An 11,385-nucleotide genomic window follows, 5' to 3' on the forward strand; every position below is an offset into this window, starting at 1 on the left:
AGTCGGGAGGCTGATCAAGCGGCGAGCGCGAGCATCAGTCGCTCGCCGAGCCAGCGGGCGGCGTTGACGCTGACCGCGTTTCCGGCCATGAGGGTCTGTTCGCCCTTGTTGCCGAGCAGCACGTAGTCCGGGTGGAAACGCTGTCCGAGCATCTGCTCCCGGGGCTGGAGCATCCGGAAGTGGCACTCCTCCAGCTCTGCCGCCACCGCGACCAGCGCCGCCGAGTCCTTGGTCGACAGGGTGTGCAGCGGCATGTCCGTCGTTTTCGGCACGGACTTGCGGTACGGGATGACCAGGGAGTGCCGGGGCTGTGCGGCGGCGATGCGCCGAGTGGCTCCGGGAGTGGCCAGGCCGTGCGGGGTGGTCAGACCGTGGTGGCGCCCACCCGTCAGAGTGGACAGGGGTACGTCGACTCCGCGGGCTGTGCCGTGGTTCCGCATCTCGACGATGAACGGCACGGTGACGAGAGCCTCGCTCTCGCGAGTCGTGCGGGTGCGCAACGGCACGTCCACCGATGACGCGGTGTCGTTCCAGCTGCCGCCGACGGGAACGAGCAGGCCCTCGCCGATCTTCGCGGTGCGCGCGGGTAAGGGCTGGGCACTGACGGCGAACGCGCGGCCGTCGTGGTCGCCGTGGTTGACGGTGATGGCCGACGCCTCGTGCGGGAACATCTCCCGGCCCTTACGGATGCGTTCCATCGTCCGGGCAGCGAGCGGCTTCTTACGGTCGCCGATCTTCTCGCCGAGGTTCGCCCAGTCGATGATGTCGCGGGCAGGGCGTACGTAGGGCTCGACCAGCGCGTGACGGCATCGTTCGTTGGGGCAGCGGTAGTCGTACTGCTGCTTGTACTTGCCGACGGCGCGCCCATTGCGCCAGGTCTGTACGGCGCGTACGTCCTCACCGCACTCCGTGCAAAGGGCCAAGGGGTTCGGACGTACGTCCGGCAAAGGAATGCCTCTGCGGGTACAGACGATGTAGACCCGGTCGCGCCACTGAGGAGCTGGAGCGTTGTCGTCTCCTCCGAGGTGGGCCGAGGAGGCGGAGACGATCTGGACGTTGTAGCCCAGGCGCCGCAGACCGTCGGTCCACCAGTCGAACATCTCCCAGTCCGTCACGAACTCGACGACGTTCTCGATGATCGCCGCGAGACAGCGGTGGACTTCGAGGTAACGGATCACGTCGTGCGCCGTGGCTCTCGTACGGTCGAAGGTGCCCTTGTCGATGGGACCGAACTCCAGCAGCGTCTCCTGCCCCTTGGGGATGCGGCGGCGGCCGCCGGCGGGGCTGATCTCGGTACAGATCGGGGAGGCCCACAGAACGTCCGCTTTGGGCAGGCGGCGCATGTCGTAGTTGTTGATGTCAACGCAGAGGTGTTCGGCGGTGGGGTGGTTGGCCGCGTGCGTGAGCATGCAGACGTGAGAGTGGTTGGCGGCCAGCAGCAGTTCGAATCCGGCTTCCACCAGGCCGCTTGAGGACCCTCCGGCACCGGCGAAGAGGTCCACGACTTTCAGTGTCACGGTCGTCCCAACAGGGTCGAGGGCGCCGGACCCCGCCACCAGGCGGGGCCCGGCTCGGCGGTCAGATGGCGTCGTCGGCGAGCTGCAGCACGGTGAGATGGCTGTCGCGCTCCCACGTACAGGCAAACGGCCGGTCGGACTGCGCCCGCCACGTCATCCGCCAGCCCTCGACGGCCAGCTTGTTGGCGTGCTCGATGTAGCGGGCAACTGCGGTGCCGGCGTCTTCGTGTGGTCCGGCGGTCTTCTGGACGTATCCGCTGGGTGCGAACTTCACCGTGAGCATGTGGAAGCAGTCGTCCCGGTGGCTGGGGAACAGGGAGGCGAGCCGCCGGAACATGGGCACGGAGGCCTTGCCGTGGTGATCGTGCGCGCCACCGGGGGTGGAGTTGTAGAGCACCGTCTGATGGGTGGCGTCACCTACAGGCGTGCGGACGATGAGCCACCCGGTGACGTGGGACGGGTCGGCCGGAAGCGTGTCGGCCGTGGAGATGACCAGTTCGGTGCCGTCGGCCAGGTCGGCGCGGATGGTGTAGTTGTTGCCGACGGTCTCCACGTCAGTCACCCACCCCTTGGCGCGCAACGGAGTGACGACGTGGCCGTAGCGGCCGTAGAGAGACTGCCACCACTTGTCTTGGGTGAGCCGGTGGTCGGGCAGCGGTGCGAGCTTCATGTGGTCTCCAAGAGTGTGCGCGGATGGCTCGGGTTCATTACCCGAGCCATCCAGTGATGCAGTGTCACCTATCTTTTGGTTACACCTCGGGCCCGGCGGCAACCTCATGGGCCGCCAGGAGGGACAAGCCCCACACCACCCCGTCGGAGCCGATGACGATGGCCGCAGGGAGGCCGTTCCAGCGCCCGACATAGGCGGCACCGCGGCAGCAGTCCGCGAGAGCGCGGGCCGTCGTTCTCACCTCATCGTCGGCGGTGTCGACGACGACGTGCACGCGATTGCCGTAGCAGGGGCTGGACTTCGCACCGAGGAGCGCGTCGACCACCAGGACGTGGCCGATTCGCGCACCGAGAGTGAATGACATGCGGTCTCCAAGAGTTGAGATCGACTTCTTGCCGATCTTGTTACTTATATCTTATTCGCATAGCGATCTGTGTCAATGAGAAGGTTCGAAGAAGGTCATCTACCTACTTCGGCCATCCTGGACCGCGCCCTTGGCACGACGGGCGATTTGAAAGGCACGGTTCCGCGCCTCTGCCACCGCCTGCGCGTTGGCCTCGGCAACCCGGCGCCGCTGCTCCATGCCGGCCTTCCAGTCTTCGAGCCAGGCGCGCTGCGCCTCGCGCTCCCGCTCGTCCTCTTCCCGACGCTCCCGCTCGCGGGCCGCCCGGGCGTTGGTCCCGCACCCACGGCAGTTGCCTGCGGGAGTCGAGTGCTTCGGACAGCCGCCAGAAATAGCTGGGTCCGCGTCAGCGGTGGCGGGCTCCCCCGCGGCGCCAGCCGTGGGGGTAGGGGGGTAAGGACGGTGGGAGGAAGAAGCAGGAAGAGAAGGGGTTTCCCCAGGGGAACCCCCACGGTTCCCGTCGGGGAACCCACTGGGTTCCCCTGGGGGAACCCGCTCGCTCTCCCCGCCAGGGTTCCCCTCGGGTAACCCTGGCTGCACGTCGCTGCCGGCTTGTGCCCGGGAGGACTGCCGGGCCGCGACATCCTCATGCGTACGGGCGGCTGTGGCCGGCTTCGCACGCTGTACACCGGGGCGTGCCAGCCGCTCGTTCTTCGGCCGCTCGCGTGCCTCGCGCCGCCGCTCGGCCAGCATGTCGGTCGTCGGGATGGCTGGAACTCCCAGAGGGAAGACGCGGTACTCGGCACGCCGACCGGCACGTCCCACGATGATCCGCTGCACCAGGCCGAGTTCAACCAGCTCGGTGACCACCGTGGTGACCCTCTTCTCGTTCACCCCGGACCACGCCATCATGCGCTCCAGCCCAGGTCGGGCGATGCGCGTCTCCTCGTCTGCCGAGTCGCAGATCTTCATCAGCACCAATTTCTGTGTCGAGTTCACGACCGACTTCGGCAAGTACGCGGCCACCACCATCAGATGAATGCTCAACGTGTCCCCTCGGGTAGCTCGGGCCCAGAGATCCCGGGGCCGCGCTGGACGCGGAAGGCCCCGGGAGCGTGGTGGTAGTACGTCAGGTGCGGGCCGGGCGGACGTCGATCGACCGGGGAGTCTTCCTGCCCGTCTTGCGCATCGGTACGGCCAGGCCGGCCTCCTTCAGCGTGGCGACCATGGCGTCCCGGTCGGGGATCATGGGCACGGTCAGGTCGTTGGTCTCGTACAGGTCGACCATGGCCTGGGTGTCGGGCTCCTCCACCGGCTTCTGTCCGGACCAGCGGAGTTGGTTCGCCCCATAGACGCCCGCGGCGGTCTTGTCGAGCATGGCCCTGGCCTTCTTCTTCATCTGCTTGCCCGGGGCCTCCATCTCGTGCCCACGCACGTAGTCAGCCAGGGCCTTGGCCCGGTCGTCGTCATCGCGGACGAGAAGCGTCTGTACGGGGACTCCCGGTGGCGCCTGGCCCCAGCAGGCCGTGGCCCATGAGCAGTGGTCGCACACCGCGGACAGGCCGGGGCCGTCGTGGTCGCGCTGGAGGCGTTCGGGGTCTCCGGCTTCCAGTACACGCTCGACCCACCATGTCGCGGCGGACAGACGCATGGGGTCGACGTCGAACTCCTGGACGTGTTCCTCGCCGTTGTCGCGGCAGATGAAGCGGAAGCGGATCCGCTGTACCGGTATCGGCCCGAGGCGGGCCAGGTCCTTCTGCCCGCGGATGTCGGCGAAGCCGTGGCTGATGAGCATGCCCGCGTAGAGGTAGACCTGCCGTAACTCGGCCTCGGTGGCCCCGTAACGCAGTACGTGGTCCCAGCGGCGAATCGACTTCGTCTTGATGTCCTCGACCGTGATCACCTCGGCGGACACCTTCGGCCGCAGCCGCCTGGGTAAGCGTCGCGCGGTCGCCTCGTCGAGCTGGACCACGTCGACGTGCCCGCGCACATGCTCGCCCTCGACGGTGCGCTCGACCAGCCATCCGAACTCCGTACGGGCTGACTCCAGCAGCCCGGCGTGGATGTACGTACCGAGGATCGCGGCCTTCGCGTCGGGCTGGTCGGTGCGCTCGGCGCCGACCAGGATGAACGCCGCTCGTCTGGAGCACACGGTGTCGGACGCGCCGAGCCGAGTCTGTCGCGAGCGCGGCTTGCGGCCGTCCGCGTTGTGAGCGGCCTGCCAGATCGAGGGTGACTCCGCGAGTTGCACCGTCACGCCGACACCTCCGCGGTCTCCTCGGCGGCCGACGCATCGGCAGCCCGGCGGTCCACGGCTTCCCGCAGGCGCTCAGCGTCGGTCAGCGGGCGGTCGCCCATCTCCTTCTGCGGGTTCTCCAAGTCGGTGGCCCGGCGTTCGATCGCCGCGCGTACGGTCAGGATCTCCTCGCGCACCAGGTTGCTGTCCGGCCCAACGGTGTCGTGCCACAGCTTCTTCAGCTTGTCGATGTCGGTCATCTCAGCAGCCCGGTCCAGCCAGGGCTGGACTCGGTCACCGGCGAGAGCGGGCATGATCCGTGGCTGGGATTCCTGCGAGCAGCCGAGACGCTCGAAGACCAGGTCCTCGATGGAGAAGTCCCGCAGACGCAGGGGCTTGTTGCTCTCGACCCGCAGGCGGAGCGAACGGGCCTTGATGATCTGCGGGTCCTCGTCCCGGCGCATCCGTACCCACACGGTGGAGTCGAAGCCGAGGTCCTTCTGTCCGGCGACCCGCCACTCGGTCTTGTGCGGGATCGGCTTGCCGTTGTCGTCGATGGCGGAGGTCTGCTTGCCGCGTGCGAGGACGATGGCGATGCCGGACAGGGTGCGCAGTAGCCACAGGACGCGCGACCATCGCTCGTTGGCGTCGTTCCAGAGGTTGATCGCCGGATCGATCGCCGCGTCCGGGTCGTCCTGGAGCTTCTTGCGGTTGTGCACCGTGCGCCGTGCCCGTTCGTGGGTCCAGTTGGTCAGCATCCGCCACAGCGCGGAGCCGGAGTCGATGGTCAGCACGACGGGCGGTTCGCCGGCCAGGGCGGCGCGGCGGGCCTCGGCGTGTACGGCTTCGATCTGCTCCAGGATGTCGCGGTACGTGCCGTCGTGCTCGATGATCAGGTAGTCGGTGCCGGGGATCGCCGCGTACTCGTCGGCGCTCCCTTCGTCCAGGTCGATCCAGTAGGTCTGGCCGATCTTCTTGCTGGCCGAGAACAGTGCGGCCGAGTAGGTCTTGCCGGCTCCTTCCTCCCCTTCGATGAGGATCAGCGGCCAGGGAACGGTGCCGGTCGGCTTCCTGGTCCTGAGACGAGGACCGGATCGTGCCGGCGTCTTGGGCGCGGTTGCGCTCACGTTGTGGTCTCCAAGAGGTCTGGTGCTCGGTCCGTGCGCTGGGCGCGGACTTCGAACACGGTTGTCCACTCCGGGTGTTGCTCGGTCAGGAGCCGCATGTAGCGGGAGTGGAAGTTGTTGTTTGCCTTGCAGTGGTAGCCCTGAGTGGCCCGGTCGTAGCTCCGGTGTGGGGCTCGAAGAGCGTGCCGTTGTCGACGCAGTCGACGGTCAGCCGCTCCAGTAGCGGGAGCACCCAAGCGTTGAGCTCGTGGAACGCCTCGAACCTGCTGCTTGATCGACGGGGCGGAGTCGACGTCGCACTGCGCTACCAACTCGTCCTCGAGTCCGGGAAGTTCGCCCTCGACGGCTTGCACACCTCCATCCATCCAGAATGAAACTTGCAACAGTGTCACCTATATTGAGGGCGGAAGGAGCGGCAATCAATCCAGACCACCCCTCCTCCATCGACCCTCGCGACCGCCACCGGAGCCCGTGTCGAATTCGAACAGGAACCCCACAGGCGGGCACCTCCCAGTGAATACTTATATTTTATTCGCATTTCCCCTGAAAATCCACTACCCGCGCCGCGTCAGGCACCTTTGACTGTTTCGCCTGAATGCTTCGCTCGGTCACTTGCGCTGGGAGGTCTTCGGCCTGGTGATCAGGCTCCTGACTGGCTGCCCAGGGGCCTGTGTGAACCTTTCTGCCTCGAATGCCGACTGTCTCGGTGAAACGCGACACGAGGCGGGGAGGTGCGGTGAGGGGCGACGGGCGGCGCGAGGGGCTGTTGGCGGTGCGGTGCCAGCTCGGGGAGCGGGAAGCGTTCCGCGAGTTGGTGCGGGTCTGGCATGCCCCGTTGTGGCGCTACCTGCGGGGCATGGTCGGCTCGCCGCACCTCGCGGACGATCTCGCCCAGGAGGCGTGGGTCGCCGTGGTGCGCGGGCTGCCGCGGCTGCGGCAGCCGGAGCGGTTCGCCCCGTGGCTGTTCACCATCGCTCGGCGCGCGGTCGCCGACCACCTGCGGCAGGCATACCAGGCTTCGGAGACGTCCGTGGAAGAGGTGGACGCCGTCGTCGTCGATGACGGCTCTCTCAGCGGCGTGCTGACCACGATGCAGGTAGAAGCCTGCCTCAACAGGCTGCCGCCCGTGGAGCGTGAAGTGCTGATTCTGTTCCACCTGCAGGACCTGTCTCTGACTTCCTGTGCGGAGGTGCTCGGCGTCCCGCCCGGCACGGTCAAGAGCAGGCTGCACCGCGCGCGCCGCATGCTGCGGAGCGTCCTTGCCGAGAGGGGATACGAGGCATGAGCGAGCAGAACCCCGCAGCTCAGCGGGATGTGCCCAAGGAACTCGAGCGCGCGCTGGCTGCGGAGGTCTCGCTGGGCGCCCGGATGCGCCACGTGGCCGTGGGACTGGCGGGAGGGTGTGCGGCGGCACTGATCGCGGTGCTGTGGGCCACCGAACCGCATCCACTTCCGGCGCGCACCCAGGCCGCCTTCGCCGGACTGATCGCCATCGGGCTGGCCTGGGCCGCTTTCGCCGGCTGGGTGCTGAGCAGGCGCCGACCGCTGTTCGCCCGGGACCGGGTGCTGGGAGCCCGGCTCGCACTCGTGGTCACCGTGGTGACCGGCGTGGCCGGGACGGCACTGGCCGCGGCACGCGCCACCGCAGCCGGGACGCTGGCCACTGCCCTGGCCGGCGTAGCCCTCGTCGCCACAGCGGGACTCGTCCTGGTCCGGGCGCGGGCCCGTCGTCGCGAGCTGCTGCGGCTACAGGACGCTCTGCAACAAGATGCCGCCTCCTGAACCCTGAACCCCGACATGCATCCGTCCGGATCCCTCCAGATCACCAAGCTTGAGATAAAACCTCCGGATTCGAACAGCTCCGACCAGCTCCTCCTGTCGCACGAGCAGGCTTCGCGACACGGTCGGAAATCAGGGCAAACCGGGGTAGATAGTGCGCATGTCAAGGTGGCGAAGCCGACTTGCGGTCGCGTTCGAGCGGCGAGGTTTTATCTCAAGCCAAGGAGACTGCCGATATTCGCTTGCGCACCCTCGTCACTCGCGTCAACGTCTGACACCTGACGAAGGCGAAGAAGATGACCACGCAGCCCCACCCCGTCGACCACGAACTCATCCAGGCCGCAGCGCACGTCGCTCGTACTCGCTGCCAGGGCGACAACCACACCATGGCAGCTGCGGCCCGCACCCGGGACGGCCGGATCGTCACCGCGGTGAACGCCTACCACTTCACCGGAGGACCCTGCGCCGAGCTGGTCCTCATCGGCGCGGCAGCCGCCCAGGGCGCCTACGAGCTGGACACAATCGTCGCCGTGGGCGACCGAGATCGAGGGGTTGTTCCCCCGTGCGGCCGGTGCCGTCAGGTCCTCCTCGACTACTTCCCCGCCCTGAAGGTCATTGTCGGCAAAGACGACCGTATCCGAACCGTTCTCATCACAGACCTGCTGCCCGAAAGCTACGTCTGGGCCGACCACCAGCTCGACGCCGAGTAGACCGCGCCAATCAGCACGGGCTGACACCGTCAACTGACAGCAGGGCAAACTGCCTGCCGGGAGCATTAGGCTGTTCGCGTGACGCCGAGCGAAGACCGCCAGTTTCCTGCCGCGCTCGCCGCCGCCATGGCGGTCCGGTTCGACTACGCCAGCGGTGAAGGTGTCGACTTCGAACCCTTCGCGGCCTTCCTGTCTGCCGATGAGACAACCAACTGGTTCCAAGCATGGACCGGCAACAGCGAGCTGAATGGCGACGACTTCCGCGTGTTCGGCCAGGACGGCACCGGCGGATACGCCGCGTTCTGGCTGGTCCGCCCAGGCCGGGCACTGGTCGAGCAGCCTGTCGTTTTCCTCGGCTCCGAAGGGGAGACCGGCATCGTTGCGCGCAACCTGGACGCCTTCTTGTGGCTGCTGGCCGACGGTTTCGGCCCTTGGGAGGCAGCCACCTCGTACGAGCCCGACCGGGTTCCACACCCCAATCCTGAACTGACGGCCATCGCGGAGCAATTCGCACCAGGCCACCGCGCACCGGCAGCTTCCGTGATTGAGCAGGCCATACACGAGTTCCCCGACTTCGACGACACCATCATGGAGTTCTGTCGCTGAACACGGCCGCCTGCGCCAGAGGCGAATCGGCACCAGATCGCTTGAAAAAACCCTCCAGTGTGGCTATGAACGGGCGGCACGCCCCCGGGGGAGCACCTGCGAGCCGGGCCCCTCATAACGCCCCTCGCGGAGCGCCGCCAGCACTTCGGCATCGACGGCCCAGGGCAGGCTCCGCGCTGTCTCCCTCAGCCCGGGTGCGGCGGCCAGCATCGTGTCCAGGAGCCACAGGCGCGACCCCGACAGCTCCCAGTCCGCCGACGGGAAGCGACCGCTGGCGATCGTCATCGCGAGGGTGCCCTGCGACGGGATGCCGAACAACGCGATGGTCTCCTGCTGTCCGACGATGGGCGGTAGCTCTTCAGGAGTCTGAGCCATCCACCCCGGAGACTGGCTGCTGGTCAGCTCCTCCAACACCGACTCGTCGACGTGTTTCGGCCGGGCTGTCGTCGTGCCGTACCCCTTGGCGAACCCGAGTGGCCAGTAGTGCACTCCCGACACGATGACCGCGTTGGCGGGGTCCAGCACGCCGCGGTGCATCCACTGGCCGATCATCTGCGGCTTGACGGAGTAGAGCGCCGCGAACTCCTGGTTGCCGACCAGGAACGGCTTGCCACGCTGCATCCCGCTCTCCTTCCCGCCGTGGGCCTCCCAGTGCGCACAGATCATAATTGGTCTCGCACACCGAAGCCGTCGGCGAGCCCGCTGGTATCGTGAGAAGCGGTCTTCCAAGAGGCCCGAAGCCCCCCACCTCACGGTGGGGGGCTTCATTTGCGAAGGCGGGTGCTCTCAACTCAGGCTCTGCTCTGCGGTTCCTGTCGTGCGCAGCCACCTGGGAAGCAGCTTCTGCACGGCATCGAGCGCCATCACGCGGGTGAGTCCGGCGGCCACCGCGAGGGTGACGCCGACGCCGGCGAAAGTGCGCGGGATACCGGCGGCTTCGACGATCAGGGGCAGCGCGGCGGCGAGCCCGAGGAGGGTCTGCACGACGGTGCGTACCGTGCGACGGTTGGTGTCGGACATGTGGGGCTCACTTCACAATCTTGATCTTGTCGCCCGGGTAGATCTTGCCCGGGTCCTTGATGTCGTTCGCCTTGACGAGCCTGGCGACGGTGGTGCGGTACTTGACGGCGATCTCCGAAAGGGTGTCGCCGGTCCGCACCGTGTACGTGACGGTCTTCTCGCCGGACGAGCCGCTGCCCGCCCCTGCCGGGATCTTCAGCTTCTGGCCCGGGTAGATCGTGTTCGGGTGGGCCTTGAAGGAGGGGTTCGCGTCCAGCAACGCGTGCAGCGTGACGCCCTGTCGAGCCGCGATGCCGGACAGCGTGTCGCCGCTGCGGATGGTGTAGGTGCGGCTGCCGCTGGGCAATGGCGAGTCACCGGACGTACCAGCACCCGACCCCGTCGAGCTGCCCGACGCGCCGGCCCATGCCCGAAGGGCGGCGGCGTTGGCGAAGTTACCGAGGTTCGTGTCGATGGGCGTGCTGGTGTACTGGTGGAACTTCCATTCCGCCTTGATGCTGGGCCGGCCCGGCTTTCCGTTGTACTGGGCGATCCACAGGCCGTCGCCGGCGTACGAGGTGGTGTCGCGGGTGGTCCAGTAGTCGACGTTGCAGTACAGGATCACCCGGTGTCCGGGCGCCTTCCTCTTCACGTACTTCAGCCACGCGTCCTTCTCGGCGCAGGACACTCCCGGGTCCTCCCAGTCGAGGGCGAGGATGTCCCCGGCCCGCAGGTTGATCTTCGACAGGAAGTAGTCGGCCTGCGCGGTCATCGAACCGGGCCGGACGAAGTGGTAGAAGCCGGTGACGAGGCCCGCGTCGCGCGCGGTCCCGCGCTGGGCAACCCACTTCGGGTTGGTGTAGGACGTGCCTTCCGTGATCTTGACGAACGCGAAGTCCAGTCCCTTGGTGCTGAAGTCCGTCGCCTGATACGAGGCGACGTCGACTCCCTTGACGGTCATGTGGCGCGTACTGCCTTCTCCCCCGCGCCGTTTCTGGTGATGGTGTGCCCGCCGGTGATGGCTACGGGCTGCCCCGCACCGTCGCCCACAACTGGAAGACGTAGATGACGGGCGGTGCGACGAACGCGGAGATCACCCATCGACGAGTCGTGGTCTGCCGGGTCTGGTCCTCCTCGCGGGCACGGGACACTGCCTTGAGGTCCCGCTCCAGAGTGTCCAGGCGCTGGGTGACGGTGCGCTGGTCCGCGCGGTAGACATCCACGGTGACCACGTCGTCAAGGCGTGCAGCCAGCGAGGCGAGGTCGCTTCGAAGGTCGTCGCGGAGTTGGGCCATGCCCTCTCGCTGGTCGGCACGCAACTGCGCCAGGGTGCGGTGGAGTTCCCACAGAGTGGGCTCACCGCCAGGTGGCAGGGTCACGGTGGCTCCTCGCCAGATC

Annotated in this window: 16 protein-coding genes; 6 read left to right on the forward strand and 10 right to left on the reverse strand. The window is 67.4% G+C overall.

Annotated elements, in window-relative coordinates; all coding sequences use genetic code 11:
- Positions 1-14 precede the first annotated feature (14 nt).
- From ACWD3C_RS14800 to ACWD3C_RS14815, 4 genes are all read right to left on the reverse strand, one after another.
- Positions 15-1,502, reverse strand: a complete 1,488-nt coding sequence (locus tag ACWD3C_RS14800) for a DNA cytosine methyltransferase (RefSeq protein ID WP_451143780.1) — start codon at positions 1,500-1,502, stop codon at positions 15-17.
- A 76-nt stretch (positions 1,503-1,578) separates the two neighbouring features.
- Positions 1,579-2,187, reverse strand: coding sequence for a hypothetical protein (locus tag ACWD3C_RS14805; RefSeq protein WP_451143782.1), 609 nt, complete (start codon positions 2,185-2,187; stop codon positions 1,579-1,581).
- Between the two features lie 79 nt (positions 2,188-2,266).
- Positions 2,267-2,551, reverse strand: a complete 285-nt coding sequence (locus tag ACWD3C_RS14810) for a hypothetical protein (RefSeq protein WP_451143784.1) — start codon at positions 2,549-2,551, stop codon at positions 2,267-2,269.
- 99 nt (positions 2,552-2,650) lie between these two features.
- The gene (locus ACWD3C_RS14815; protein WP_451143953.1) at positions 2,651-3,466 is read right to left on the reverse strand and encodes a hypothetical protein; all 816 of its coding nucleotides are present in this window, start codon (positions 3,464-3,466) and stop codon (positions 2,651-2,653) included.
- On the opposite strand from ACWD3C_RS14815, the gene ACWD3C_RS14820 reads away from it, so the two are divergent.
- The gene (locus ACWD3C_RS14820; protein WP_451143957.1) at positions 3,393-3,569 is read left to right on the forward strand and encodes a hypothetical protein; all 177 of its coding nucleotides are present in this window, start codon (positions 3,393-3,395) and stop codon (positions 3,567-3,569) included. The two genes, ACWD3C_RS14815 and ACWD3C_RS14820, sit on opposite strands and share 74 nt — an antisense overlap.
- A gap of 90 nt (positions 3,570-3,659) precedes the next feature.
- Here ACWD3C_RS14820 and ACWD3C_RS14825 read toward each other — a convergent pair whose 3' ends face one another.
- Positions 3,660-4,787 carry a PD-(D/E)XK nuclease family protein gene (locus ACWD3C_RS14825; protein ID WP_451143786.1) on the reverse strand — a complete coding sequence of 376 codons (1,128 nt, stop codon included), beginning with the start codon at positions 4,785-4,787 and terminating at the stop codon, positions 3,660-3,662.
- Positions 4,784-5,893 (reverse strand): AAA family ATPase, encoded by a 1,110-nt coding sequence (locus ACWD3C_RS14830; protein ID WP_451143787.1) that lies wholly within the window; start codon positions 5,891-5,893, stop codon positions 4,784-4,786. The genes ACWD3C_RS14825 and ACWD3C_RS14830 overlap by 4 nt, the downstream gene beginning before the upstream one ends.
- Before the next feature lie 239 nt (positions 5,894-6,132).
- Here ACWD3C_RS14830 and ACWD3C_RS14835 point away from each other — a divergent pair, with 239 nt between their 5' ends.
- The 5 genes from ACWD3C_RS14835 (at position 6,133) to ACWD3C_RS14855 (ending at position 8,988) form a co-directional block, all read left to right on the forward strand.
- On the forward strand, positions 6,133-6,267 hold the full coding sequence (locus tag ACWD3C_RS14835; RefSeq protein ID WP_451143789.1) for a hypothetical protein: 135 nt from the start codon (positions 6,133-6,135) through the stop codon (positions 6,265-6,267).
- Positions 6,268-6,629: 362 nt separating this feature from the next.
- Positions 6,630-7,178, forward strand: a complete 549-nt coding sequence (locus ACWD3C_RS14840; protein ID WP_451143791.1) for an RNA polymerase sigma factor — start codon at positions 6,630-6,632, stop codon at positions 7,176-7,178.
- Entirely contained in the window at positions 7,175-7,675 is a 501-nt protein-coding gene (locus ACWD3C_RS14845) for a transmembrane transport protein (RefSeq protein WP_451143793.1), read from the forward strand. Before ACWD3C_RS14840 ends, ACWD3C_RS14845 begins: the two co-directional genes overlap by 4 nt.
- 293 nt (positions 7,676-7,968) lie before the next feature.
- On the forward strand, positions 7,969-8,382 hold the full coding sequence (locus ACWD3C_RS14850) for a cytidine deaminase family protein (RefSeq protein WP_451143795.1): 414 nt from the start codon (positions 7,969-7,971) through the stop codon (positions 8,380-8,382).
- A gap of 78 nt (positions 8,383-8,460) precedes the next feature.
- Positions 8,461-8,988 (forward strand): SMI1/KNR4 family protein, encoded by a 528-nt coding sequence (locus ACWD3C_RS14855; RefSeq protein ID WP_451143797.1) that lies wholly within the window; start codon positions 8,461-8,463, stop codon positions 8,986-8,988.
- Between the two features lie 63 nt (positions 8,989-9,051).
- Here ACWD3C_RS14855 and ACWD3C_RS14860 read toward each other — a convergent pair whose 3' ends face one another.
- The 4 genes from ACWD3C_RS14860 to ACWD3C_RS14875 all read right to left on the reverse strand — a co-directional run bounded on the left by ACWD3C_RS14860 (position 9,052) and on the right by ACWD3C_RS14875 (position 11,366).
- On the reverse strand, positions 9,052-9,609 hold the full coding sequence (locus ACWD3C_RS14860) for a hypothetical protein (protein WP_451143799.1): 558 nt from the start codon (positions 9,607-9,609) through the stop codon (positions 9,052-9,054).
- A gap of 165 nt (positions 9,610-9,774) precedes the next feature.
- Positions 9,775-10,008, reverse strand: coding sequence for a hypothetical protein (locus tag ACWD3C_RS14865; RefSeq protein ID WP_451143801.1), 234 nt, complete (start codon positions 10,006-10,008; stop codon positions 9,775-9,777).
- Positions 10,009-10,015: 7 nt separating this feature from the next.
- Positions 10,016-10,948: a GH25 family lysozyme gene (locus ACWD3C_RS14870; protein WP_451143803.1), complete on the reverse strand. Its 933-nt coding sequence runs from the start codon at positions 10,946-10,948 to the stop codon at positions 10,016-10,018.
- Positions 10,949-11,009: 61 nt separating this feature from the next.
- Positions 11,010-11,366, reverse strand: a complete 357-nt coding sequence (locus ACWD3C_RS14875; protein ID WP_451143805.1) for a hypothetical protein — start codon at positions 11,364-11,366, stop codon at positions 11,010-11,012.
- Positions 11,367-11,385: the final 19 nt, after the last annotated feature.

The organism is Streptomyces sp. NPDC002845, assembly GCF_053591955.1.

Coding starts and splice junctions, on each gene's coding strand:
- ACWD3C_RS14805 (WP_451143782.1), bottom strand. CDS start 2,187: ATGAAGCTCGCACCGCTGCCCGACCACCGGCTCACCCAAGACAAGTGG.
- ACWD3C_RS14860 (WP_451143799.1), bottom strand. CDS start 9,609: ATGCAGCGTGGCAAGCCGTTCCTGGTCGGCAACCAGGAGTTCGCGGCG.
- ACWD3C_RS14865 (WP_451143801.1), bottom strand. CDS start 10,008: ATGTCCGACACCAACCGTCGCACGGTACGCACCGTCGTGCAGACCCTC.
- ACWD3C_RS14810 (WP_451143784.1), bottom strand. CDS start 2,551: ATGTCATTCACTCTCGGTGCGCGAATCGGCCACGTCCTGGTGGTCGAC.
- ACWD3C_RS14870 (WP_451143803.1), bottom strand. CDS start 10,948: ATGACCGTCAAGGGAGTCGACGTCGCCTCGTATCAGGCGACGGACTTC.
- ACWD3C_RS14850 (WP_451143795.1), top strand. CDS start 7,969: ATGACCACGCAGCCCCACCCCGTCGACCACGAACTCATCCAGGCCGCA.
- ACWD3C_RS14845 (WP_451143793.1), top strand. CDS start 7,175: ATGAGCGAGCAGAACCCCGCAGCTCAGCGGGATGTGCCCAAGGAACTC.